25 protein-coding genes and 1 riboswitch are annotated in these 24,018 nt (G+C 45.4%); of the genes, 4 read left to right on the top strand and 21 right to left on the bottom strand.

The genetic code is table 11. The features are described from left to right. Positions 1-33 precede the first annotated feature (33 nt). The 6 genes from ruvB to Tfer_RS00660 all read right to left on the bottom strand — a co-directional run bounded on the left by ruvB (position 34) and on the right by Tfer_RS00660 (position 4,330). On the bottom strand, positions 34-1,062 hold the full coding sequence (gene ruvB / locus Tfer_RS00685; RefSeq protein ID WP_052216435.1) for a Holliday junction branch migration DNA helicase RuvB: 1,029 nt from the start codon (positions 1,060-1,062) through the stop codon (positions 34-36). Between the two features lie 15 nt (positions 1,063-1,077). Next, positions 1,078-1,680 carry a Holliday junction branch migration protein RuvA gene (gene ruvA, locus Tfer_RS00680; protein WP_013120064.1) on the bottom strand — a complete coding sequence of 201 codons (603 nt, stop codon included), beginning with the start codon at positions 1,678-1,680 and terminating at the stop codon, positions 1,078-1,080. Positions 1,681-1,695: 15 nt separating this feature from the next. Beyond that, the gene (gene ruvC / locus Tfer_RS00675; protein ID WP_052216434.1) at positions 1,696-2,196 is read right to left on the bottom strand and encodes a crossover junction endodeoxyribonuclease RuvC; all 501 of its coding nucleotides are present in this window, start codon (positions 2,194-2,196) and stop codon (positions 1,696-1,698) included. 317 nt (positions 2,197-2,513) lie between these two features. After that, positions 2,514-2,705: an ATP-binding protein gene (locus tag Tfer_RS00670; protein WP_013120062.1), complete on the bottom strand. Its 192-nt coding sequence runs from the start codon at positions 2,703-2,705 to the stop codon at positions 2,514-2,516. 161 nt (positions 2,706-2,866) lie between these two features. Then, entirely contained in the window at positions 2,867-3,496 is a 630-nt protein-coding gene (locus Tfer_RS00665) for a hypothetical protein (protein ID WP_013120061.1), read from the bottom strand. Positions 3,497-3,577: 81 nt separating this feature from the next. After that, positions 3,578-4,330 (bottom strand): YebC/PmpR family DNA-binding transcriptional regulator, encoded by a 753-nt coding sequence (locus Tfer_RS00660; protein WP_013120060.1) that lies wholly within the window; start codon positions 4,328-4,330, stop codon positions 3,578-3,580. A 245-nt stretch (positions 4,331-4,575) separates the two neighbouring features. On the opposite strand from Tfer_RS00660, the gene Tfer_RS00655 reads away from it, so the two are divergent. After that, positions 4,576-5,673 carry a D-alanine--D-alanine ligase gene (locus tag Tfer_RS00655; protein ID WP_052216433.1) on the top strand — a complete coding sequence of 366 codons (1,098 nt, stop codon included), beginning with the start codon at positions 4,576-4,578 and terminating at the stop codon, positions 5,671-5,673. Between the two features lie 38 nt (positions 5,674-5,711). Here Tfer_RS00655 and Tfer_RS00650 read toward each other — a convergent pair whose 3' ends face one another. The 3 genes from Tfer_RS00650 to Tfer_RS00640 are packed head-to-tail and all read right to left on the bottom strand — an operon-like array spanning position 5,712 to position 8,123. Further along, a complete protein-coding gene (locus tag Tfer_RS00650) occupies positions 5,712-6,452 on the bottom strand; it encodes a UPF0280 family protein (RefSeq protein WP_013120058.1) in 741 nt (246 codons plus the stop codon). A gap of 14 nt (positions 6,453-6,466) precedes the next feature. After that, complete coding sequence (locus Tfer_RS00645; RefSeq protein ID WP_013120057.1) at positions 6,467-6,880, bottom strand: NIL domain-containing protein; 414 nt, start codon at positions 6,878-6,880, stop codon at positions 6,467-6,469. Positions 6,881-6,926: 46 nt separating this feature from the next. Beyond that, positions 6,927-8,123 carry a homocysteine biosynthesis protein gene (locus tag Tfer_RS00640; RefSeq protein WP_052216432.1) on the bottom strand — a complete coding sequence of 399 codons (1,197 nt, stop codon included), beginning with the start codon at positions 8,121-8,123 and terminating at the stop codon, positions 6,927-6,929. A gap of 139 nt (positions 8,124-8,262) precedes the next feature. Continuing rightward, a riboswitch (SAM riboswitch) is annotated at positions 8,263-8,370 on the bottom strand. Between the two features lie 147 nt (positions 8,371-8,517). Here Tfer_RS00640 and Tfer_RS00635 point away from each other — a divergent pair. The 3 genes from Tfer_RS00635 to Tfer_RS00625 all read left to right on the top strand — a co-directional run bounded on the left by Tfer_RS00635 (position 8,518) and on the right by Tfer_RS00625 (position 9,888). Next, entirely contained in the window at positions 8,518-8,943 is a 426-nt protein-coding gene (locus Tfer_RS00635) for a hypothetical protein (RefSeq protein ID WP_052216431.1), read from the top strand. Positions 8,944-8,967: 24 nt separating this feature from the next. After that, positions 8,968-9,579, top strand: coding sequence for a DedA family protein (locus Tfer_RS00630; protein ID WP_052216430.1), 612 nt, complete (start codon positions 8,968-8,970; stop codon positions 9,577-9,579). A 126-nt stretch (positions 9,580-9,705) separates the two neighbouring features. Further along, entirely contained in the window at positions 9,706-9,888 is a 183-nt protein-coding gene (locus tag Tfer_RS00625) for an H-type small acid-soluble spore protein (protein WP_013120053.1), read from the top strand. A gap of 12 nt (positions 9,889-9,900) precedes the next feature. Here Tfer_RS00625 and Tfer_RS00620 read toward each other — a convergent pair whose 3' ends face one another. From Tfer_RS00620 to cooS, 12 genes are all read right to left on the bottom strand, one after another. Then, complete coding sequence (locus Tfer_RS00620) at positions 9,901-10,599, bottom strand: HAD family hydrolase (protein WP_052216429.1); 699 nt, start codon at positions 10,597-10,599, stop codon at positions 9,901-9,903. Between the two features lie 30 nt (positions 10,600-10,629). Beyond that, complete coding sequence (locus Tfer_RS00615) at positions 10,630-11,049, bottom strand: zinc metalloprotease (RefSeq protein ID WP_052216428.1); 420 nt, start codon at positions 11,047-11,049, stop codon at positions 10,630-10,632. A 475-nt stretch (positions 11,050-11,524) separates the two neighbouring features. Further along, positions 11,525-12,565, bottom strand: a complete 1,041-nt coding sequence (locus tag Tfer_RS00605; protein WP_052216427.1) for an FAD-dependent oxidoreductase — start codon at positions 12,563-12,565, stop codon at positions 11,525-11,527. Between the two features lie 27 nt (positions 12,566-12,592). After that, on the bottom strand, positions 12,593-13,513 hold the full coding sequence (locus Tfer_RS00600; protein WP_052216426.1) for a methylenetetrahydrofolate reductase: 921 nt from the start codon (positions 13,511-13,513) through the stop codon (positions 12,593-12,595). After that, complete coding sequence (locus Tfer_RS00595; protein WP_052216425.1) at positions 13,497-14,180, bottom strand: methylenetetrahydrofolate reductase C-terminal domain-containing protein; 684 nt, start codon at positions 14,178-14,180, stop codon at positions 13,497-13,499. The genes Tfer_RS00600 and Tfer_RS00595 overlap by 17 nt, the downstream gene beginning before the upstream one ends. Continuing rightward, complete coding sequence (locus Tfer_RS00590) at positions 14,177-14,602, bottom strand: hydrogenase iron-sulfur subunit (protein WP_052216424.1); 426 nt, start codon at positions 14,600-14,602, stop codon at positions 14,177-14,179. Before Tfer_RS00590 ends, Tfer_RS00595 begins: the two co-directional genes overlap by 4 nt. Positions 14,603-14,604: 2 nt before the next feature. After that, entirely contained in the window at positions 14,605-16,287 is a 1,683-nt protein-coding gene (locus Tfer_RS00585) for a CoB--CoM heterodisulfide reductase iron-sulfur subunit A family protein (RefSeq protein ID WP_052216423.1), read from the bottom strand. An 85-nt stretch (positions 16,288-16,372) separates the two neighbouring features. Next, a complete protein-coding gene (locus Tfer_RS00580; RefSeq protein ID WP_013120044.1) occupies positions 16,373-17,170 on the bottom strand; it encodes a methyltetrahydrofolate cobalamin methyltransferase in 798 nt (265 codons plus the stop codon). A 28-nt stretch (positions 17,171-17,198) separates the two neighbouring features. Beyond that, positions 17,199-18,143 (bottom strand): acetyl-CoA decarbonylase/synthase complex subunit delta, encoded by a 945-nt coding sequence (locus Tfer_RS00575; protein WP_052216582.1) that lies wholly within the window; start codon positions 18,141-18,143, stop codon positions 17,199-17,201. Positions 18,144-18,279: 136 nt separating this feature from the next. Continuing rightward, positions 18,280-19,608: an acetyl-CoA decarbonylase/synthase complex subunit gamma gene (gene acsC, locus Tfer_RS00570; protein WP_013120042.1), complete on the bottom strand. Its 1,329-nt coding sequence runs from the start codon at positions 19,606-19,608 to the stop codon at positions 18,280-18,282. Between the two features lie 124 nt (positions 19,609-19,732). After that, positions 19,733-21,937 carry an acetyl-CoA decarbonylase/synthase complex subunit alpha/beta gene (gene acsB, locus Tfer_RS00565; RefSeq protein WP_152908930.1) on the bottom strand — a complete coding sequence of 735 codons (2,205 nt, stop codon included), beginning with the start codon at positions 21,935-21,937 and terminating at the stop codon, positions 19,733-19,735. 32 nt (positions 21,938-21,969) lie between these two features. Then, a complete protein-coding gene (cooS, locus tag Tfer_RS00560) occupies positions 21,970-23,988 on the bottom strand; it encodes an anaerobic carbon-monoxide dehydrogenase catalytic subunit (protein ID WP_052216422.1) in 2,019 nt (672 codons plus the stop codon). Between the last annotated feature and the right edge of the window lie 30 nt (positions 23,989-24,018).

The raw sequence follows: 24,018 nt of genomic DNA, 5'->3' as shown, positions 1-24,018 counted from the left end.
CTTAAAATTATATACCAATACAATCTAAAACTACTAACTCCATAATTCTGTCTGCTTGGCCACTTCCTCTGCACAGGTCCTGCCTAAATGCTTATAGGCTAATGGCGTGGCCTGTCGCCCCCTGGGGGTCCGGTTGAGGAATCCCAACTGCAATAAAAAGGGTTCCACCACATCTTCTATAGTATCGGCTTCTTCACCGATAGAAGCCGCTAAAGTATCAAGGCCGACAGGACCGCCCCCAAATTTATCAATAATAGTCGTCAGCAACCTACGGTCAATGCTGTCGAGCCCCAAAAAATCAACGTCCAGCGAATTTAGCGCCATGTCGGCAACTTCCTTGGAAACATGCCCGTTGGCTTTTACCTGGGCAAAATCCCGCACCCGTTTCAGCAAACGGTTGGCCACCCTGGGGGTACCCCTGGAACGGCGGGCTATTTCGTAAGCGCCTTCGTCATCAATGGTTACCTGCAATATGGCAGCCGCACGCCGCACTATTTCCATCAATTCCTCAGCAGTATAAAATTCCAGCCTTAAAATAACCCCGAACCTATCTCTTAAAGGTGACGTCAGCATACCGGCCCTGGTGGTAGCCCCGATGAGGGTAAACTTGGGCAGGTCAATGCGTAAGGACCGGGCGCTGGGGCCCTTACCAATAATAATATCCAGGGCATAGTCTTCCATAGCCGGGTAAAGAACTTCCTCCACACTTCGGTTTAAACGGTGAATCTCATCTATAAATAAAATATCACCCTGGCTTAAATTGGTCAAAATGGCAGCCAGGTCGCCGGGCCTTTCAATGGCCGGTCCCGATGTAATCCTTATATTGACACCCATTTCGTTGGCAATAATATGCGCAAGAGTTGTTTTTCCCAGCCCGGGAGGCCCGAAAAGCAACACATGGTCCAACGATTCCGACCTTTGTTTGGCAGCCTCCACAAAGACCCGGAGATTTTCCTTGACCTTTTGCTGGCCAATGTATTCCGAAATTCTGCGGGGCCTTAGACTGTAATCCCCTTCCATATCTTCCTCTCTCGGTTTGGTGGAAACGATTCTTTCTTCCATGCTTTTCCCCCTTATTTAGAACCTGGCCAATTCCAGCAAGGCTTTCTTTATGGACTCTTCCACTCCCAGCTCAGGATGAGTGTTAACTACTTTGTTGACAGCCTTTCTGGCCTCATTGGGGGCATAGCCCAAAGCTATCAGGGCCTGAACTGCCTCCTCGGTGTTGGGAGCAAAATTAGCAGAAACAGGCGGGGCCTGACCTCTTCCCGGCAATTTACCTAATTTATCTTTTAATTCCAATATCATCCGCTGGGCTGTTTTCTTACCTATCCCCGGGACCTGCGTAAGTACTCCTACCTGTTCATTTACAATAGCCTGCTTAAAAGAAGAGGCGGGTACAGCAGAAAGAACGGAAACAGCTACCTTTGGTCCTATTCCGGAAACCTGGAGGAGAACTTCAAAAAGCTCCAATTCTTCTCTATCCGGAAAACCGTATAGCTGCATAACATCTTCCCGGACATATAAATGGGTAAATACTGTTACCGGCTGGCCGCAGGCAGGGAGTTTACCGATAAACGACGCCGGAACATAAACCTTGTATCCAACCCCGTGCACATCAATGATTATGTAGTCTTCGCCAATATAATTCAGTTCTCCTCTTAAAAAAGATATCATCATATTTTCCCCTTCATCTTATTTTCCCCTTATCAGGAAAATATCTTCCATCTTATAAAAATGGCTGTGACAAATTGCTACAGCCAAAGCGTCGGCAGTATCATCAGGTTTCGGTATTTCCGGCAAACAAAGAATTGTTTTGACCATGTACTGCACCTGGTTTTTATCAGCCCGCCCGTAGCCAACCACTGCCTGTTTCACCTGCAGCGGCGTGTATTCTGCAATTTCCAGGCCGGCGTTGGCGGCAGCCAATAAAGCCACACCTCTTGCCTGCCCCACGGAAAGGGCCGTACGTGTGTTTTTGTTGAAAAAAAGTTCTTCTATGGCAAAATGAGTTGGCTTGAACTCCCTTATTAACCTGGATATTTCCGAATTAATTTTCTGTAGTCTTTGATGTAAAGGCAACCCTGCATCTGTACGGATACAACCGTAAGAAACGGCATCCAGTTTGTTACCCTGAACCCTGACCAGTCCATAGCCCGTAATAGCTGTTCCAGGGTCCACGCCTAATATCAACACATGCATAACCTCCCTAAAAACCTATTTCGACACCTTCCTAACATTATCCTCCCCCCAACAGAAAAGGAAACCGAGTATAATATTGGTAGCCTAGATAATTAGTGGTTTATATTACCGCAAAGAAAAAAGAGGGTATATTACAGCTCATTTACCCTCTGAGGCTATCGACCTAAAATATTCGGGGAAAGTAAACGTTTCCGGAGCGGGGCTCCGGTTCAATCCGCCGTTTTTTATGGAGGGGTGGGTGGGGTAGCGGTGAGCCCACCTACCCCTCCAATAGACTGGCTTAGAAATATTGGAGCGGAACTATTTGTTAACTAAACCATGGAAACAGCACGTCTCGGGCAGTACTGGACACATTTACCGCAACCCTGGCAATAAGCATTCACAAAATACGGGTCGTTATCATCCTCCCGTTCGACGGCATTGGCCGGGCACACCCTTTTTACCGGGCACCACGGCGATCTATCGCATTTCTCCGCATCAATTACAGCTCTTCTGTTGTCCATCAGAATCTCCCTCCCCAATCTTTATACCCCGTTGGGGTATCTATTCATATTTTAAACTCTGCCCGATATACTGTCAATAACAAAGTTCATATTAACAGAATCAAAACCCCGTCGCTTCGCTCGGGGGTTTAAAGGAAGGTTTGCAACGCAAACCCTATTTATTATTCTTCTTTATATTCATCAAAGTTCTCCAGCACGGCGCTCAATTTATTCTCATCTTCAAATTCCAACTGGCTTTTTAACCTGGCCTGGGTATCGGGGTCCTGTTGGTTATAATTCATTGCCATGTTCAAGTCTTCCTGGATTTCAGGAGGCAGCAGGTAAACGGCTACGTTTTCCCGTTGCAAAACCTTATCGTTGTAACCAAGGGGGCCCTCATAAATGGCCAGGAAACCTTCATCTATCCCTAAATGCCTGAATTCTCTATGATAAGGACAGACCTTGTTTTCGTGCCGGGTAATAATAAGTTCGTTTGGCACAGAATCATCTATTTCCCAACCCTCTTCGGGGGGAAACTCCTTCGCCAGGGCCTCAAAATCCATGCCTATATATTTGCTGGTTGTGGGTATGGTAGTATAAACTTTATCATTGCACGCAAAAACCAGCGCTTTGGCTATCCTGGTATCGGCCTTGATACGCGGTTTCCTTTCCACCGGTTTTTTGGCTGCAGACTCCGAAGTATATATGCCCGGCAGCCATCCGTCAAAAAAGGCATAACAGGCTGTAAAACTTAAAACAAACAGAATCCCCAGCGCAACAGCCAGTTTCTTTTGCCAACTCCCTTGCCTCATCTTACCCCTCCTTTCAATACTCTTGTTGACTAATAAGTATTGCCAGAAAGGAGGGAAATTATTCATGAGGAAGTAATCAAACTACCCGATCATTTCCATTTGCTCGTCAGAAATCTCGAAGTTGGCATAGACTGCCTGTACATCATCATGGTCTTCCAATAAATCCATCAATTTCATCATCTTTACGGCTTCGTCGCCTTGTACGGCCACCGTACTCTTTGGCAGCATGGTTAACTCGGCTACCTCAGGTTTCAACCCCTGGGCTGTCAGGACTTCTTTAACCTTGTGCAGGTCTTCCGGAGCAGTGATAATCTCTATCATATCGTCCTCTTCTTTCATATCTTCCGCTCCGGCATCCAACACGAGCAGCATTAAATCGTCTCCGTCCATAGTCACTTCTTCTTTATTCAGGGTAATTAAACCCTTGTTTTCAAACATCCAGGCCACACAACCCGATTCACCCAAGTTACCCCCGTGTTTAGAGAAAAGGTGGCGAATTTCTCCTGCTGTCCTGTTCCGGTTATCGGTAGTGACATTAAGCAGAACGGCCACACCGCCGGGACCATAGCCTTCATAGACAATTTCCTCGTAATTTACACCGGCCAATTCCCCGGTAGCCTTGGCAATGGTCCGGTTAATATTGTCCATGGGCATGTTAGCTTCCCGGCACTTCTGAATTACCGCTTTCAACCTGGGATTGGCTTCGGGGTCACCCCCGCCCTGCTTTACAGCAACAATTAATTCTTTACCCAGCTTGGTAAAAATTTTGCCTTTCTGAGCATCCTGCTTGGCTTTTCTATGTTTAATGTTAGCCCATTTAGAATGACCGGCCATATCCAATCCTCCTCTTTCTGAATTAGCCGAAATTATTTTAGCATAAAAAACCCTGTCTTTCAAAGGAAAAAGATATATTATGTCATTCCGCCTCCCGCCAAAAGCCTTTGTATCATATAATTAATATTGGATGAAAAGTTTGTGATTTTAGGAAACCACAGAGGAATAAACCGACTCTTGTTGAATAAATCATATCTTGTAGACACCAGTGGCTCACCGGCGGATTAAATTAAGGAGGTCATCCGATGAAAAAAAACAGAGTAGCAGTAATTTTCGGCGGTAAATCGGGCGAGCATGAAGTATCCCTTGCCTCGGCCAATTCTGTTTTGCAGGCTTTAAACAAGGAAAAGTATGAGATAATTCCCATAAAAATATCCCGGGAAGGAAAATGGTACATTCTATCCTCACTTAATACATTTGACAGCAACATCAAATGCGAAGCAGCCATCCTGGCCGACCCCACGGGGGATAACCTGGTTAACTTACAGGAAAAAGAGCCGGGCCAAATTTTCTTTACCCGCGAATCTGTGGATGTGGTTTTACCGGTTTTACACGGTACCTTCGGCGAAGACGGCACACTGCAAGGACTCTTGGAATTAGCCAATATCCCCTATGTGGGCTGTGGAGTTGCCGCATCCTCGGTAGGCATGGACAAAGCCATGATGAAAGCCATGTTTGCCCAACATAACCTTCCCCAGGGAAAATACCTGACATTTCTCCGCAAGGAATGGGAAAAAGACCAAGACCCTATATGCAACAAAATAGAAACCGCTCTCGGTTATCCCGTATTTGTAAAACCGGCAAATTTGGGTTCCAGTGTAGGTATTTCCAAAGCAGCCAACAGGGATGAGCTTGTAAAAGCCATGCACCTGGCGTGTCTTTACGACCGCAAGGTTGTAGTGGAAGAAAATATCAATGGCCGGGAAATTGAAGTAGCCGTTCTCGGCAACGACGAACCGGAAGCCTCCATTGCCGGAGAAATTGTCCCCTGTAATGACTTTTATGACTACGAGGCCAAATATATCAGCGGGACTTCGGAATTGAAAATTCCGGCCCCTTTGGATGATAAAACTATGAACGAAGTAAGAAAATTGGCCGTCAAGGCCTTTAAGGCGATCGATGGAGCCGGGCTTTCCCGCGTTGACTTCTTTATAAAAAAGGATACCGGGGAAATTTTAATCAACGAGATTAACACCCTGCCCGGTTTTACAGAAATCAGCATGTACCCCAAATTATGGGCTGCCACCGGTCTACCCTATGATAAGCTGTTAGACCGGCTAATTGAACTGGCCATCGAACGTCATCAGGATAAAAACAGAAACAAAACCGTATACTCCGAATAACACGCTCACAAAAAGGGGCTGTCGAGACAGCCCCTTTGTTAGGCCCTGGGCACTATTTCTATATCTCCCCAGGCCGATAACCGGTCGTCTTTTATCACCAGAACCCCGGTTACTCCTTTAATTCGTTTGGCGGCTTCAACGCCTTTTACCACATCGTCTTTCGTTTGGATCAGGTTGCCGACAGCAGTGGCCGCAGCGTCTGCCAAAGCCGCCGAAGGGGCAGCAATTACCACGGCATCAGCTTTACCAAAACTCAGGGATGGGCCAACGGTTCCCGAAGAAGTACACAAGCCCAGGGGACTTTCCCCAGGGTAAACTTTCAAGGCCAACTTATCGGAAAAAGGCGACTGACCTGCAAATATTCCGACGATTCTGGGCTTTTTAATACATAAAAACAAGTCGCCACCGTTTTCAACTATTACTTCTTTTACCTTCTTCAGTAAGGCTCTGCCCACCCGCTCGGCCATGGCTCCTGCCACGGCTGCCATTGGGCCCACTCCGCAGGAGTTGCCCGCCTTTACCATTTCCAAGGCTATGGGCGGCGCATCTTCATAAGCTAAATGCGGTTCGAGAGTTGTTTTGAAAATGGGGTCGCGCATAATGTAATCTTCTAATTGGGTGCGGTAAAACCTGGTTATTTGTTCGGCTTTTTTAGGCAACTCGGGAACATAACTTTCCTTATCCACCAAAATCATCATGTCGCTATCCTTAATGACGACCCGGAATGGGACCAGGTCCTTGGCGGAAAACGTTTCACGGTAAGTACGGTCTACATACATAATTTACCTTCCTGTTACCTGCCGTTAAAATTAAGTTCGATAGCTTTCACCGGGCACGCCTTGAGACACAAACCGCATACTATGCACTTTTCTTCATCAAAAGCCACTTCCATGGAGGGCCTGATTATATAAAGGGCGCCCACAGGGCATAAACTGGTGCAGTGACCACAATGAGTACATCTGTCAACATCGCGGACAATATCTTCCGCCAATTTTTCTACGGTAACACCCTGCTTTTTCAAAAAATCAATTCCCTGGTCGTAGCTGGATGTTTCACCCGATAGTTCCATAACCATAAACCCTTCCTTACGGGGGTTAACATTTGCTTTCAGCACATTAACCATCAAACCGAAATCCTTGACCAGATGGTACAATAAAGGTTTATCTACAATCTGAGAAGGAAACCTCAGGACTATCCTCTTTGTCAATTTTCCGCACTCCTTTCTAATTCACATTCGAACGCCGCGCCTACGCCTACACTTCTTTCAAAGGTTTGGACTGGATGCCGGAATCTGCTCCCGGCAGGCTTTGCACGGGCTCCGTCAAAGTAAATTTACCCTGTTTGATCCAGTCTTTTAAAATATTAGCTATTTCCCGGGCTTTCGGATAACTGGAAAGGGGCGCTGTGGGGACTTCTTTCCCGTTGATTTCTATCTTGCCTGACTTCAACTGAGCGTAACTTACCCGGCCGAGAATTTCTCCCGTTCCCTGTGGGTAGGCTTCGCTATAGTCCACTATCGGACAGAAAATGTCCTCATCCTTCACCGCCGTAAAACGCAGCATATCCTCATCAAGTATGGGGATAGGAATACCCAATCCCACCGTAAGAGTAGAGCCATAACCGAGGAAACTCGTACCTCTTAGCCAGCGGGCATCCATTTGCTTCAGGTCGCCAATGACAGCGATGGTCCCCGCTCCACCCAAAGGCACGCCATTTTCGCCACGGGGCACACAGGGATTATGCTGAGTACCGTGCCAGGCCACATAGCCAATACCGCCCCCAAGGAAAATTCTTGTTCCAATACCGATGGTCCGGTAGTATGGGTCATTTAACAAAGGGCTAAGCTGACCGGCGCTGCAGTAATGGGCATTACCCAGGTTAGGCTTTAAAACTCCCATATATGTATAAATGGTCCTATCAGAAAGGTTTACGGCACAATTGTAGTTCTGGTAAGCATTGCGCGGATTAAAAAGAGTCGCTTCATTTATATCGTCAAGGGTTATATAAGTCTCAATCTTTTTTCTGGGATAACAATCAGTACCGTAGCCGATAGCTTCAAATTTAATTTTCTTACCCAGAAGCAGGTCCTCAATAACATGTCCGCCGCCATACCGAAATTCGCCCGGGTGATTGCTGTTCAGGGGATCATATTCTGGAAGTTCGTTTACCCCCAGGTATGCATCGACTGCAGCAATACCTGTATAGGCAGGAACTCCATTCATCCAAACTTTCTGCATCTTAATCCTGGGTTTCGGGTGACCAAAATTAAAAAAGGCTCCGGAAGAACACATGGGCCCAAAGGTCCCTGTAGTAACTACATCCACTTCCTCAGCTACTTTCTGCACGCCCTGCTCTTCAACCATAGAAATAACTTCCTCTGCTGTAACAACTACCACCTTACCGGCTTTTATTTTTTCATTAATCTCGTCATAGGTCCGCTTAATACCCATTTCCTTCCCTCCTAATTTAGCGAAAAATAACAAAAGTTTCTATCAAAACCTCAAGGAAACTTTCCCTCAAAGCAAAATTCCCTAAACATAAAAAACCTCTTTTCTGGTCAAAAAGAGGTTATAACTTCAGTTATACATCCTCTTATCTGCCAGAAGCCGAACTTCTGCAGGAATTGGCACATTCCGTCTCTTCAGACGTTGTTGCCGGGTTTCATTGGGCCAGTCCCTCCACCTCTCTTGATAAGAGACTAAAATATTTAGCTGTTTTAAATTTATGTTAGCAACTATTATATTAAATGTCAATCATTTTTTGTAATTCAAGAGGATATGGGCTAATATTAATCTAAGTAATAAAGAATGATTTTATTACCGCACAGCGTATCCGGAGGGTAAGATGGCACATTTTACAGTTCAACACATCCTGATTATGCGGTTGGTTACACAATTTAACTTCCCATCCTTTAAATCTATTCATACTTTGCTGTACCTGGCCTCTGCCAATAATCTGGAAAAACACGATATTGGGTTTTACGATTTTATCCGCACTGCTTCGGGAGTTTACAGTTTTTCTCTGCAATCAATCATAGAAGAACTTATACAAGGAGAATTGATGGACAGAAAAACCATCAAGCTGACGGAAAAAGGCCACCACGCTTACTACGCATTAGCCCGCGCCCTCACCCCGTTTGAAGACTACTGGGCAAGGTGTGTCAGCCAGATTAACTTAAACCCCGATTTCGACCAGTTACAGAAGTCGCTGAAAAGACACGTCTTGTATCGTAAAGCGAAAATTAACGGCAAACTATTCCCGGTTGACTAAATTCAATATAACCAGGAGGCACAAATGACTGAAATTTTATCAGATTTTTTTAAATTAGTCATTCTGGCCATTGTCAAAATGCATTATTGGGGCATTGGTATAGGTATGGCCCTGGAAAGCGCCTGTATACCTATTCCCAGCGAAATTATATTACCTTTCGGCGGTTACCTGGTTTCCACCGGAAAACTATCCTTTTGGGGGACCGTATTAGCAGGAACTATGGGCGGAACAGCGGGTTCTGCCCTGGCCTATCTGGTGGGCCGGGTTGGCGGACGTCCTTTTATCACCAGGTTTGGCAAGTATTTTTTTATTTCCCCGCAAGACCTAAAAAAAGCAGAAACATGGTTTGCCAAATACGGCGAAGCCACAGCCTTTTTTACCCGGCTACTCCCCATTATTCGCACTTTTATCTCATTACCCTGCGGTATAGGCAAAATGAATTTTACCAAATTTCTCCTTTATACATTTCTTGGCTCTTTACCATGGTCCGTGGCCCTGGTCTATGCGGGGTACAAAATGGGAGAGCACTGGGAGCGCATTCGCCTTTGGTTCCATGAAGCAGATATTTTCATTATTATCGCCATTGCAATAACTCTCATCGGCTACTACCTGAAAAAGAAAAGGTGCTGGCGCTAATGGCGATTACTGCGTGAAAGTTTATCCTCAATTCTTAAGCCGGTGAACAAATGAATAATAGATATTTCTCTGTGGCAATATAAGAACAAATATTGTAATAAAAAATGTAAAAGGAGACGAGGTACTATGGATTATAAACGCGCAGAAGAAATAGTCAATTCACCGGAAATGATTGACGTAAGGTATAACGGCGCCCCAGTATGGATTGAAGGCTTAAATCCCGAACAACAAACAGCAGTGATTTCTTCCGATGTTTTTGCGGAACCTGTAAAAACCGTCCCTGTGCGGCAGTTAACAGAGAAACACTAGGACGGTTGTGTTTTATTTTTCGCCATTCTTTATAATATCTGGTATCTCTTCAAGGCTTTGGACAGATACGAAGTCCCCGACTGGCGGTTCTTCTTCAAAATCCCATGTATGTCGGTGGTAAACATGAATACAGTTAAACCCCACCTTTAAGCCTGGGTTAATATCACCTTTCATACTGTTCCCCACTACCCAGGACTGCGCAGGTTCAAGTCTGTTTTCCGCCGCAATTCTCTTATACTCGACGGGAGTTTTATCCGGAACCACATAAACTTTTTCAAAATATTGCGCCAACCCTGTTGCCTTTAGGCGTTTAACCTGCGTTTCCGGTTCGCCTTTGGTAGCCAAAAACAGCCGATAATCACGTGCCAGTTCCTTTACCACTTTCTCTGCTCCATCAATGAGAACCACAGGGGCATCAAATACCTTCCAACCAAGCTGTTCCAGCCAAGCAGCCGTTGTTCGGCAGGCCTTCAAATTATGAAGAGAACAGTAATACTCGTATGTTTCAACCAATGCTTTAGGAAAACATTCTTTTAAAAACCCACCGCAGTTGAGAACATTCCGAATATCAAACTTGTTTAAAGTATCCAACGCCTCTGGGATAGGAAAACCCAGTTCTTTCATTTTTGCCGCAAATTTTTCCTTGGCCTGGTCAAAATAAATGGTTGTCTCAACCAGTGTATCATCAAAATCAAATATAATCCCCTGCAAAGAAAAGTACCTCCCCTCCAATGCCTTGTTTTATGCCCTGGCCTTAAACAGGGCTATTAATTTCCGGCCGTCAGATTCCTCGGGAATCAGGTTAAGCAGAAACAGATAAGCGTTAACAAAGGCGCCGGTCAACCATCCAGCTCTTCCCCAGCTTACAGAGCTATGATAGGCAGCGAATAAAGCTATAATTAAAATGATGAGGTGTACCATTAAACCTGAACCGTGCATAAATCCTTTCTTCAGCATAAGCTTTTTAGTATGTCTGCTGATAAATACATCAACATATCCTCGGCGCTTGAAGGGAATTGTCCAAAGCTGATAACCAACTATTTTAAAACCCGCCAACCTGGCGGCCACATAGTGAGACAGCTCATGTAAAAAGGTTGACCCTATTAAAAATAAAACAAAGGCTGCCCCAATAATTATAAGATTATAAACAAAATGATGCACGTTGGCCACACTCCGGAACATAAAATATTACAAAAAGAAGGGAAGATTAAGATGTCCATGTTAAGTTTTCGCAAATTTCCATTTAAACATTCTGTGCCCTGCCCGAGCGGCATTTACTGGGAGGTTAGCCCCGGAGATACATTATACTTGATCGCCAAAAAATTGAATATTCCATTAAAAAAACTTCTTGCGGCAAATCCTGATGTGGACCCCCGCAATCTCCAAATAGGCAGTAAGATCTGCATACCCAAAGTGGATTAGCGATTACAGGCCGAGATATATTGCCTGCAGCCTGTGGAAAATAGTTCAGCAAAGGTGTTGGCGAACTGTTCATAAATTTTGTACCAAAAACCTTTGTAAGCGGAATGGCCCAAATCACCGGCAGAGGCCATGGAAGGCCGAGCGACTGTGAGCCATGGATGGCCATTCAATCGAGACGGTGATTTGGGCTATAAAGCGAACAATGTTTCGCTGTTCATAATGTGGAACAAAGAAAATCAACTACAGCGCCGGCAGCTGCCTTTCCCTGTTCAATACTCCCCGGTATATCTTTGGGAGACTCGCACGTTCCGGCAACAAAAACCGCTTCTTTATTTGTAGCAACAGGATTTAACGGGTTCACGGCAAAGAAACCATGTTCATCAGTTTCCAGACCAAAAATTTCGGCCAGTTTTGCCGTATCTTCACCCGGCAAGATAGCCGACGAAAGGATTATGATATCAAATTTTTCTTCAATAGCTTCACCCGTTATTGAATCAGCATACCTTACAGTTAACCTGTCATAGGGGAAACTGAAAATCTTGGCCGGAATTCCCCTGATAAAATGGATTTTGTCATCTGACCTGCAAGATTTAATGAAATCATCAAACCCTTTACCAAAGGTCTGCAAATCCATAAAGAAAATCGATATTTCCGCTTGGGGTAGTTCCGCCCGTAAGAGTTTGGCCAGCTTGGCGGCATACATGCAACACACCCTGGAACAATAGTTATTGCCCAATGCCAAATCCCTGCTGCCGACACACTGGATAAACCCTATCTTTCTGACTTCACCAAAGGCTCGTACCACTGAGCCTTTTGTCCTTAAAGTTTGCTCTAATTCCAGTGCAGTAACTACATTAGGGTGTTTGCCATAGTGAAACTCTCCTTTTAATGCTGCATTAAAAGGTTTAAATCCGGTAGCCAGTATTATGGCAGCCACGTCAAGTTTTATTTCCCCCTGTTCTGTTCCTATTTGCACCGTATAGGCTCCTGCCCTGCCGGTCATTCCTATAACATGGCTATTGCAAAAAACGGTAATCAGTGGGTGTCTTTCAACATGTCCTTTTAACTGCAGCACCAAGCAGGTCCCGCACTTATTACATTTTTCTGTGGCTTTACAACAGTAAGTATAGGCCCAGCCGCCCATATCCCTATTTTTTTCTACCAGAAATACCAAAAGTCCCTGGTCGGCAGCTTCTAATGCAGCAGCCATCCCAGCGGTACCGCCGCCAATAACAAGAACTCGTTTGTTATGCAAAGTATTTCTCCTCCGCCAAACATAGGGTTAATTTATTTGAGGTCTTGGATAGAGGTTGGCCCTCTTAACAATCTCAGGAATAATTTCTTCCCAGGCAACAGCCATTATGTGCACTCCGGCAATACCTTCCATGGTCTTCAGGTAATTTATTTGCTCCACGCATATCTTGATGCCTTCTTCCTGTGGGTCCTTCGCAGCCTTAAGCCGTTCAATGAGTCTGTCGTCAACAATCATTCCGGCCACCTTATTTTTGATAAAATCAGCGGCCTTCCAGGACCTTAGAGGGGTTACCCCAGCCAGAATTTTAACCTTTTTATGCAGCCCTGCAGCCCTGACTATTTCCATCCATCTTTCAAACCTTTCCATATCAAAAATACTCTGGGTTTGTACAAAATCTGCTCCTGCTTCAATCTTTTTGGCCAAGCGCAATACACGGTACTCAAAAGGATCGCCAAAAGGGTTAGCTGCACAGCCCAGGAAAAGTTCCGGCCGTGGGCCCTTAATTTCTTCACCGTTAGCAAAATAGCCTTTTCTCATGCCGTCCAGCATTTTTAACATCTGAATCGAATCTATATCATAGACGTTTTTAGCAGTAGGATGGTTACCCAAGGTCTGGTGGTCTCCGGACAGGCAGAGAACATTCTTAATCCCAAAAGCCGCCGCTCCCAGAACATCACTCTGGATAGCTATGCGGTTCCTGTCCCTGGCTACAATATGAATGTTCGGCTCGATGCCCATTTGCTGTAAAACAATGCCTGAAGCGATACTGGATAGGCGTACCACGGCAGTTTGGTTATCAGCAAGGTTTATTGCATCACAATAATCTCTGAGCATTTCGCCGTGATGAGCAATGACTTTGCCTTCGGCATTTTGGGGAGGATTTATTTCACCGGTAACAGCAAAATGACCGGCATTTAATACCTTTTCCAGTCTACTTCCTGCCTTCAAGGTATAATTCCTCCCTTACCAGCTTTCTCGGGCCGCCATCACGACTAAAACGCCAGTTTTTCATGCCCATTATTTCCTTCAGGTTATCCAGTTTCCTCAAGCGGGTAAGGCGTTCTATAATCAGGGCCCAACCACATTCAATTTCGCCCTTCCCCACTTCGCACTTGCCATGCTGCGATCCACCGCAAGGCCCGTTAAACAAGCTTTTCGAACAACGAGAAACCGGGCAAATGCCGCCTGTTTGTCCCAACACGCAATCTCCGCATGCCTGACACCTTTCCTCCCACTTACCTAAAGCAATATTGGCACCTAAAAATTTAGTATTAAGAGCCGGATAAACATGTTTATTCCTGAAATACTCGGCACATAGCTGCACACCCACTCCGCAGGCCATAGACAGAATTGCCTCCGCTTCTTTCGCCTCATGCCGCAAACCAGCCAGGTACTCAAAGTCGCACTGCCGCTCTACAGTCTTTTCAAAAAACTCTACACGGCGTTTTTCTTTGTTACAGGCCAGATTTAACTGGGAACCAAGAATGCTAACTTCCTTTTCCCCGCCGGCTGAACATACTGTAACACAACCACGACATCCTAAAATCAATACTTTCCCGTGGCTGTTAACGACTTTCAGAATTTCTTCAATGGGTTTTCGTTCGGCAACAATCATTTTATCACCTTCCCGGGATTTGGCCCCATCTCCCTAAGCCTGTCATACATTCCCCGGACTATCTCTACAAACTCGTGGCCCATATTTCCAGCGATATAATAAATGCCAACCCGTTCTTCTTCAATACCGATTTCCTTAAGCATTTTTTTAACCTGCACAACGCGTTGACCCGCTCGGGAATTGCCTTTAAGGAATCTACAATTTTCCTGGTGACACGCCAGTAAAATAGCTCCGTCAGCCCCTTTTTCCAAGGCCTTCAAAAAATATATAACATCTATTTTTCCAGCGCACGGCAATTTTATCAAATCTACTCTGTCAGGATAGCATAACTGCATTTTACCTGCCTGCTCCGCCGCCAAAAGACCCGAATTCTCACAACAAAAAACAACAAGTTTTGGCTCAAAGCTGTTCTGGTTATTCATAGTTAGACCTCCAGGGCATCCAGTTGGGCCAAAATTTGCAAATCAGTATAACCGGGTAAATGAATGGCTTTAGCCGGACACTCCGCAGCACATATTCCGCAGCGCCGGCAAGCAAGAGGATTTACCTGTGCCGCAGATCTATACAAGTTATTGAACTGCCGATCGTATGCAATGGTAATGGCTTTATGGGGACAGCAGCGATAACAGGTTAGACATACCACGCATTTTGAAGCATCTACATAGGGTTGCATATATTCAACTTTAACCTCTTCCGTTCTCAATTTCTTATATATATCTGCAGCCACTGTTTTAGCCTGTATCATAATTTCCGGAAGGAGGCTGGGCTTCTGACAACTGCCTGCCAGGTATATGCCCTCCCTGCTTGTATACTCCGAAAAAAGATGAACATTATCAGGCCCCAGAAAATAGTCGGGCCCCAGTTCGATGTCCAGCATCCCGGCCAGTTCTTCCGTTCCGTCCGAGGGTACAATTTCTTCAGGCAGTATGGCAAGATCACATACAATCCTGTAATTTCCGGGAATCTTAGCGGCCAGCAAAGGATCCTCATAACTGATAGTCACTTCTCCGTTATCAACGGTTATATTAAGCTTTTCTGTAAATTTATAAAATCTGATTCCGGCATCCCTTGCTTCGGTATATAAAGCCTCCCAGTTATCGCCGGCAACCTTAATATTAGAGTAAAATACATATATTTCTGCATCGAATCTCGTCTTCAGATATAAGGCATTTTTCAGAGCCACAATAAAAGGTAAATTGAAATTTTCGCCCGTTTTACCAATAACGAAAGATATTTTCTTTTTCGTGAAATCTTTTCCCTGTAATAAATAATGCTCTAACTTCGCTAGCCCCAGTAAATTATCGGCAATTCCTAAACCATACTTAACGGAACAGAAAATGGTTTGTAACCCGGTGGCCACTACAATGGAACCAACCTTAACAGAAAATTCCTGTCCCTCGTTTTCCAGATAAACAGTGAAATTACCAATATTACCGTCAATATCAATCACTTTGGTAGATGTCATCAAATTTATGTCAGAATTAGCCTTTAATAAAGCTAATTTTTCTTTCAAAATTTCAGAAGGTTTTGAATCTATTCCATATACTGAATTAATCTTTGTTAGGTTACCGCCAGGAAACTCTTCTCGTTCTATAATAATCACTTTTAACCCCTTGGCCGCTACTTCCAGAGCTGTTTCTATTCCGGCTATCCCACCGCCGATAATCAGGACAGTCCGGTTAACCTTAACTACTTCACAAGATACTTCATCCATTTTAACTAACCGGGCAATACCCCTTTTTACTTGCCGCAACGCTTTTGCGGTCGCCTGAACGCTTTTCGGATGTACTAAACTGCATTCTTCCCTCAGATTAACCATAGTAAAAAAATGTAAATTAAGGCCAACTTTCTCCAAAATAGATGTAAAAAATTTCTCCTGCCGGGGACCTGAACAACCAACTACAACGATGCGGTTTAATCGGTATTTTTTAATTTCCGCAGCCATAAGTTCACCCTCAAGGCAGGCGCAAAGGTGCTGGCTTTCCCGTATGTACTGAACGAAGGAAGTCTTTTTAATTTCGGCAATTATCCGGCCAAAATTTACAGTATCGGTAATAACCTCCTTACAGCCACAGAGAAAAACACCCACTCTTGCTTTGTTCCCCATTTAAGCTCCCCTCCTAAAGAGAGAACTTAATTTTAGAGAGCTCCCTTAAGAGGGAGCTCTCTAAATTATCTTGTAACAGTTTTATCTATTTCTGTCTAAAAATCTTAAGGTAGGAATCGCAGTAAATAGACTGATTCAGAATGATGCTGGCAGTAGCTGCGGTATCTACCAGGTCATCATCATCAGCATCCATAATAGCGGAATCCAAACCGCAGACCATTGCCATAGCCAGGAAAGTACGGTTGATCAGCGGACGGTTAGGAGCCTTCTGGGAAATGTTGCTCAAGCCAACAGTGGTTTTGGGAGCCGGGTTGGAGAGAAGCTTAACCTGGCGGAGAGCCTCCAAAGCTTCCGGAGCGTGCTCCTGAGCAACGTTTACAGGCAATACAAGGGGATCTATGTACAGATCCTGGAAGGGTATCCCGTATGCATCAGCCATAGCAACTAATTCCATAGCAAGCGCTGTACGGTCTTCGGCGCTCTTGGGAACACCTTTCTCATTCATAGCCAGTGCTACCAGAGCCGCATTATATTTGGCTGCCATGGGAAAAAATACTTCCATTTTAGCCTGTTCTGCCGTTGTGGAGTTAATCATGGCTTTACCCTTATGAACCTTGAGCCCTGCTTCCATAGCCAAGGGGTTAGTAGTATCGATAGCACAGGGAAGGTCAACGGCTTCCTGGGCAGTCTTTACTAACCATTCCATTACTTCAGCTTGTTCCTCTTTACTGGAAATAGGCCCGGTATTAATGTCCAACCAGGCAGCGCCCTTCTCAGCCTGCTTTACAGCCCACTGCTGAATAGGTTTCGGGTCTTTGTTGGCAATGGCCTCACGAATGTCTGTGAAAAGACCGTTAATTCTTTCACCGATAATTTCAAACATTAATTTTCATGCCTCCTTTTTCTTTATATTAATAAGCGTTGGACTTCCTCATTTCGTTTTCCCAAGCATAGAAGAGTTTCATTGCCTCGGGATGGCGCATAATCATAATGGAACTACCGGCAACAGCAAAAGTAGATGCTGTTATAGCTTCCCACAGAATAGCGCGGTCATGGATCGGACCCCACTCAGCAACATCGGGATCTTTTGCTTCCTTGCTCTTCCAAGCTTCCTGACCTACGAAGGAGCAAATTGGCATAGCCAGCATCTTGTCACCGGTAAGAGCTCCCATACGGGCACGTTCCATAATGGAGTAAGCATATTCAATACCGTATCCAAGAGCGCCAACCAACGGGTCAATCGCAATCCTGTCTAACGGCATAGCCATTTCATTCAGCAGGATATTTAACTGCTTGGCAAGGTTAATGTCCAACGGAGAGGAAGCTATAAGGCTATGTCCCGCACCAATGGCAGCGGCTGTAATGGTCTTATAGTTTTCAGGAGTTACGCAACCAATCAGGCAAGCCTTGCCAGATAATGCGTCTGCGACAACGGGAAGGATTTCGCCGTCTTTTTCTTCCACACCGCAGCCGATAACAATCAGAGGTACATCAATAGCATCGGCAACAGCCTTAGCTGTTTTAGCAACCTCTTCACCGGAAGCATTTTTCCAGTCAGGATGAGCACTCATCAATCTTAATGCTACTGCGCCGGCGCCTAATTCCACACATTTTTTGGCCCAAGCAACCGGGTCGTTAAGTACATCTGCAAAAGCGGATGTTAATAATTCAGGCCAATCTTGGGGTGCCATATCGAAAACTTCCAAAGCTACCAGAGACTTATTTGGTAATTCTCCTTCAAATTGCAGGTATGGAAGTGTAGTTTCACCTCCAACCTTAACTGCATTCGGACCAGTACCAATAGTAAGTTCTGCTACCTTACTGGTCCATCTTTCCTTAACTATATTTACAGCCATTTCTCCCGCTCCTTTCGCCATTTTTAATAATTTATACTCTCGGTTTCCGAACAAAATCTCTCCCGTTACATTTCTTGCGCCAAATTTTCTCTTTAAATATTCGGCGTCAAGACCATTTTAACCAGAAGCTATTTTACTACTTATTCCACCTTTGTTTGAAGAAGGAAGGCAGTCCGGCAGACTCACGAGGTCCAACAATTACTTCGCAACCGGTCAGTTCAGCAGTCTTACCACTTAATACCGCTACGCCACCAGGGATAATAATCTTGTTGTGATTAACTTTTTCCATAATGCCAAGTTTCTTAATGGTATCAGCGATGCTTTCCGGAGTAAACTTACCGGCAGCCCAAGCAGTAAGTACGGAGATACCGTCAGTATCAACGGGGATAATATAAGCTGGCATTCTTGCAGCTTCAGTATCACCGGCAACACAGAAGTAACTGAGTGAGAAGTTTGTTGTGATAAGTACAGGTGCATCAGGACCCGGATTGAGGATTTCGTAAATCTTGGACTCCACAGCAATCGGTTTCTGCGGGTCGGTGTATATGTTCAAACGTAATGTAATGAGAGGCAGTATGTGTTCTGGTTCAGCACTGTTAACCACTACAACAGCGGCATACTTTGCAATCAAAGTAGCTGCATTCATAGCTTCCATCATCGGGTCATCATTGGTTGCAAATGCAACAGTCGGATAACCGAAAGGACGGAACAGTTTCAGCGCAGACCTTCTGATTTGAACCTGGTCAGCAACCATTCTGGAAATCTCGGTTGCGCCGGAATCCAGCATAAGGTTTTTGTAGCCAAGAGCAACAACTTTTTCAACAACTTCGGCCAGGTTATTAAGGTCGGTTCCCTTAACTACCAGCGGAGCTTCATACTTCTTGGCCAGATTGGTCATAGCCTCATAGTTGTTGGCATCAGCAGCGTAAACCAGCGGCTTGTTAGCTCCTGCAACCTCAAGGGCTTTTTCCATGGCAGCAACATCGGAAGTTACCAGCATTAAAGGATATGCAGTATTATCCTGGGCTGTTTTTACGGCTTCCGCAAACTTGGCTGCGTCACCGGAATCATTGGTAATAGCAACCATACTAACTTCATGAATTTGACCAACACGGTCAAATACTAATTTATTGATCTTTTCCACTTTAGCTTTTACATCTTCGTTGTCGCTAACCCGAATGGTGATCGCGGTAGGATGTTCAAATCTCTTATCATGCCTGAACAGTACGGTTTCATTACCGAGCTCGATTGCCTTTTCACCAACGCCTATTTTAATTAAAGCAACAGGCGGAGCCGAAGCAGAATCCAATGCTTCCCTAGCAGCATCACTTACATAAGGACAAGCGTCCAAGCTTGCCTTACCGGCAGCCAATTGCATAGCAAATGCTAAACAAGTTGGCTGGCCACATTCCTTACAATTCTTCTTGGGTAGTTGTTTGAAAATTTCTAAACCTGTTAAACCCATTCCCCAATCTCCTTTCTTTTATAATTAATTTAATTAATTTATAACTTGATTGATGTGACCACAGTAAGTGGCCACATCAATCTAGAACTTTTTTTGCATCCTCATACCCATTTTTACATCTCATTTAGAGTAACGGAGGCATGGTAAGAGCCGGATGGCCTTTTTCCTCCAGGAACGGCAGAATTTCTTCACCGGTTACTCCGACAGTCTCATCGGCAATCTTATCTACGAAATCCTTGCCAAGGCCGTCCTCTTCAGCCCTCTCTTCGAGGATAGGACGAAGCTGCTCTTTAAGAGCCTTCGGCATCCATACGATACGGGCCAAACCACCGTCAGCCTTAATAAACTTCCTGGAACCAAAGTAAGCTTTACCTATACCCATGAAGCCAGGCAACTGAGCGCCACCGCCGCAGGTACCGGCCAAAGTCGAGAAGTTCATACCACATGGAGTCATACCGGAGTGTTCACGGTTAACTGCCATGAAGCCGTTACATTCAGGAACCATGGTCAGGATAACTTCAAAACAACCACAGGAAGTCATCGGATTCTCCATAATGGTGTAGAAGTTAACCTTCTCTACAGTTCTCTGGGAGTGTTGATAAATAAATTCGTTGAAGGACTTCCAGGATCCTTTAACTTCGTCTTCACATTCGCCTTTAAGAATAGGCTGGTTTGCGCCGTGCGGGTCAATTTCATAAGCAGCCTTAGCATCTAGCCAGCTAACAGCGCCACACAGACCAACCCGCTCAGGAGCAACAACGCAGACGTGGGTCGGGGCAAAGGACTGGCAAAGCGTACAGGAATAAAATTCCTCAACACCCTCGTCAGTGAGCTCTTTCAGACGAGCGTCACGCTTCCGGTAATATTCACGGGCCACTTCACGCATTTCGAGAACTTTTTGCTCATCGGTATAAATGGTAACCTGTACCCGGTCAACAATCGAAGCAAACTCTGCCTTAAACTTGGCGTACAGCAGGTCTCCCAGGTGCTTCAGGCGGAAGCCTTTTGCATAAGCATCCTTACTTACCCGCATCCAGTTCAGGTCACGCTGAGCAACGTGCCATAAACCTTCACCGTAGTTGATACCGTAGTGGATGCGCCGCTCAAGAACAGGCTCAAAGTCAGGCTGCATCTTACGTCCGTAAATATCAACTACGATACCAATGGGCAGGCGTCCACCTTCCGGCGGCAAAGAATCGATATCGGGACCGATAAGCTCGATTTTGCCATCTTCAATGGTATCATCAGCCATACGCACTAATTCGAAGCTCGGAGTCCGACCGCCGCCCATTTCAAGGAACATATCGCCCTTCCGGATTGTTTCTCCCTCAAAGGCAGGACCATGGTTAATGGGAATGTCTATCTCAATGTTGGTCAGTTTAACTCCACGAACCTCAAGAGCGGTTTGCACGATTTTATCGTAATCGGGACAAGAGACAAACCAATCAGGAATTTGCTCGTCCTCTGGCAGTTCCTGGTCAGTGATGACGGGGAAACCGGTATAAATAGCCCCTGCACAGGCAGCATCCTTAACAAAGTCATGCTCGCCAAGGTACAGAATAAAGGCTAAGATACGACGTCTCTGGTAATCTCTCTGAGCATCGGTGAGGCCCGGCTTAATACCACCAAACATCATACCGGCCCGCAAAGCGTAGTTTGCTGCATGAACTACCTGAGTGAAGTTACCCAACGGGTAAGCAATATAATCTACACCCAACTTAACATTTTCTTCCAGCAGTTGTTCGATAATTTCATCGCAGAGGAAGATCATTAAACCTTTACCCATCAGGTCGGCAACAATCTTGGCAGCAGCCTTGCTGTCTTTGGCCCGGCCAACGATAACAGCTTCACCGGGGATAGTCCAGTCAACCATCTTAATACCGTACTGACGTACAACCGGGTCGCCGATAAATCCGGTCCAAGGAGCAGGAAACCTTGGATTGCTTTCATCATAACCGATATATTGTACTACTTCAATAATATCGGCAGCAATCCAGGTGGACATACCGTTCAGACGGTATTGTTCAAAGGTTAAATCTTCCGTAATTTGATTTCTGGCTCTGTTTAAGACAGGAACCAAGTCGCCTAATGTGGTGCATTCGTCTCCCCACCAGCAGCGGATTACAGGTACGAAATAAGCAGTGTTAGGATAACCGATTTTCTGATCCTTCCCGTACTTTTTAATAGCCTGGGTAAGGAGAATTTCAGCGTAACTTACAGCGGTGATAGCGCCCTTGTAAGCTCTTCTGTACATTTTAATAGGCTCTTTGCCTTCCATAGCCTTTTCTGCGTCCGCATATATTTGATCAAAGTTCAACTCTTCAGACATTCGTGTTCCTCCTTTCGATTTGGGAAATTACATTAGTAATTCTGGCACAGACTGGTTTCGAATTTCTCGGCAGTAGCTTTGTGGACGCCAAGTTTCCAGGTCCTGTACTCTAATGCGCTGAGAAGTTTTTCGGCAGCAACTTTATGGTCTACTTCAAAGATGAAGTAACCGCCGTAAACGTCGCTGGCAATCTGGGTACAAATACTGAAGAACAGGTCGCTGCCTTCTACCGGCGGCAGTACACCAACATGAGTCGGCAGGCCCAGAGTTACCGCCCAGCATCCAATAGCAACTGCTTTTCCGGACATAGCTTCAGGTGCAGAAGCCACAAACGGAACCTTCGGAGTGTCTACACCTAATTCATTAGCCATATCCATCAGGAGGTCCGAAGCCCTGGTATTGTCAACACAGGATCCCATGTGGAGAACGGCAGGCACTTTACCTTTCAGACCAGCCTTGTTGTCAAACTGGCTCAGGAATGCCTTCAGGCCTTCGCCAACAAACTCGTCTCGTTTATCAGGATCCATTATGCCGAACCTAGCAGCAGATTGAGCTGCACACCCGGTGGAAATTACGAATACATCGTTTTTGAGGAGTTCCAGGATAATACCGGTATGGTTTTCGTCCTGCACACCTTTCAGGTTATTGCAACCTGCAAAGAGGGCAACACCTTTCAGTTGTCCGGACAGAATGGCATCGGTAAGAACCTTCACGGGTCTTTCAGGGTTTATAGTTGCAAAGAGATCGTAAATTGCTTCTAAGCTGAAGCCGGCAGCGGCTTTGTATTTAACATTCGGAATGTGTACCTGGCTTTGATCACGGTTCTTGAAGTTTGCGATAGCCATCCGAACTATTTCTTTGGCGTCTTCCATAGCCGTTTCAACATTAAACGGAACATGGGCTGTTCCGGGCAGCTTGGCAATTGACTGCGTAGTTATGATTTGAGTATGGAAGCACTTGGCAATGGTTGTTAAACCAGGCATGATACACTGAACGTCCACAACCATAGCATCTACAGCACCGGTAGCAATAGCCATTTCCTGAGAACTGAAGCCTGTTGCGATAGGTACACCCTGACGCATCAGAACTTCGTTTCCGGTACAGCATATACCGGCTAACTGAATACCGGCGGCACCGGCTTCCTTTGCCTCTCCCTCAAGTTCACGGGCTGCCGCAACAATCATTTCGCTTAACAGTGGGTTATGACCGTGGAGAATGATGTTAACTTTATCTTTATCTATTACACCAAGGTTAGCTTCAGAAAGAACCGGGGCGGGAGTCCCAAACAGAATATCGGAGAAATCGGTACCTATATGCATTCCGGTATAATCCGCCAACGCAGAGCGCAGAGCGCTAAAAGTAATGTTTACCGGGTCGTTATCCTGTCCGACATGAGCCTGAGCCAACAAGTCAGCCATAGCAGACTGGATACCGTTCGGTACAATACCGCAAGCTTCAGCCTTCTCAACCCTGCCTTTAGTAACGGTGTTGAGGAAGAACTTACAGCCACCTTCGCCGGTAAGCAGACGGAAATCATCAAGAGCCTGTTCGGCCAGCTCTTTGGCAATTTCCGTATCGGACTTACCTTCGGTTTCAATACCCTGACGCTTAGCCACTTTATGCAGCTTCTTGGTATCAGTAATCTTATAATCGGCAGCTTTTCCTTCCGTCACTTCCAAAACAGTTTCCGCAATATGGCGGGCATGTTCACAGTGGGCACCGGTACCGGTTAACAACATTGTACCCGTACTCCGGGCAGCGATTGTCCAGGCGTCAGCGCCACAAATACCTTTGCTCTTCGGACCTGTATCAGCGGTTACCCGGCAGGGGCCCATCATACAGAACCGGCAGCAAGTACCTTTGTATCCAAATTGGCATTGCGGTTGTTGGGCAACAGCCCGATCAAAAGCGGTAATAATGCCTTTTTCCTGCGTCTTTTCAATCATTTCAAGAACAGCAGGATCTTTTGAGCGTTTTACGTTTTTAGGCTCAAACACTCTTGGAGCATCTGACGGAAAATGGGTGTGTTTTGAATCTCTAAATCTTGGCATTAACTTTAACCTCCTTAATAATTTTTTTGG

The sequence above is a fragment of the Thermincola ferriacetica genome, assembly GCF_001263415.1.
Classification (GTDB): Bacteria; Bacillota; Thermincolia; order Thermincolales; family Thermincolaceae; genus Thermincola; species Thermincola ferriacetica.
The sequence above is the reverse complement of the archived record's forward strand: the minus strand, read 5'-3'. Positions and strand labels throughout refer to the sequence as shown.

Coding starts and splice junctions, on each gene's coding strand:
- Tfer_RS00640 (WP_052216432.1), bottom strand. CDS start 8,123: ATGGGTATTAAGCGGACCTATGACGAGATTAATGAAAAAATAAAAGCC.
- Tfer_RS00580 (WP_013120044.1), bottom strand. CDS start 17,170: ATGTTTGAAATTATCGGTGAAAGAATTAACGGTCTTTTCACAGACATT.
- Tfer_RS00655 (WP_052216433.1), top strand. CDS start 4,576: ATGAAAAAAAACAGAGTAGCAGTAATTTTCGGCGGTAAATCGGGCGAG.
- acsB (WP_152908930.1), bottom strand. CDS start 21,937: ATGTCTGAAGAGTTGAACTTTGATCAAATATATGCGGACGCAGAAAAG.
- Tfer_RS00585 (WP_052216423.1), bottom strand. CDS start 16,287: ATGGGGAACAAAGCAAGAGTGGGTGTTTTTCTCTGTGGCTGTAAGGAG.
- Tfer_RS00660 (WP_013120060.1), bottom strand. CDS start 4,330: ATGGCCGGTCATTCTAAATGGGCTAACATTAAACATAGAAAAGCCAAG.
- Tfer_RS00590 (WP_052216424.1), bottom strand. CDS start 14,602: ATGAATAACCAGAACAGCTTTGAGCCAAAACTTGTTGTTTTTTGTTGT.
- Tfer_RS00595 (WP_052216425.1), bottom strand. CDS start 14,180: ATGATTGTTGCCGAACGAAAACCCATTGAAGAAATTCTGAAAGTCGTT.
- Tfer_RS00670 (WP_013120062.1), bottom strand. CDS start 2,705: ATGGACAACAGAAGAGCTGTAATTGATGCGGAGAAATGCGATAGATCG.
- Tfer_RS00625 (WP_013120053.1), top strand. CDS start 9,706: ATGGATTATAAACGCGCAGAAGAAATAGTCAATTCACCGGAAATGATT.
- ruvB (WP_052216435.1), bottom strand. CDS start 1,062: ATGGAAGAAAGAATCGTTTCCACCAAACCGAGAGAGGAAGATATGGAA.
- Tfer_RS00630 (WP_052216430.1), top strand. CDS start 8,968: ATGACTGAAATTTTATCAGATTTTTTTAAATTAGTCATTCTGGCCATT.
- cooS (WP_052216422.1), bottom strand. CDS start 23,988: ATGCCAAGATTTAGAGATTCAAAACACACCCATTTTCCGTCAGATGCT.
- Tfer_RS00650 (WP_013120058.1), bottom strand. CDS start 6,452: ATGTATGTAGACCGTACTTACCGTGAAACGTTTTCCGCCAAGGACCTG.
- ruvA (WP_013120064.1), bottom strand. CDS start 1,680: ATGATGATATCTTTTTTAAGAGGAGAACTGAATTATATTGGCGAAGAC.
- Tfer_RS00635 (WP_052216431.1), top strand. CDS start 8,518: ATGGCACATTTTACAGTTCAACACATCCTGATTATGCGGTTGGTTACA.
- acsC (WP_013120042.1), bottom strand. CDS start 19,608: ATGGGTTTAACAGGTTTAGAAATTTTCAAACAACTACCCAAGAAGAAT.
- Tfer_RS00665 (WP_013120061.1), bottom strand. CDS start 3,496: ATGAGGCAAGGGAGTTGGCAAAAGAAACTGGCTGTTGCGCTGGGGATT.
- Tfer_RS00575 (WP_052216582.1), bottom strand. CDS start 18,143: ATGGCTGTAAATATAGTTAAGGAAAGATGGACCAGTAAGGTAGCAGAA.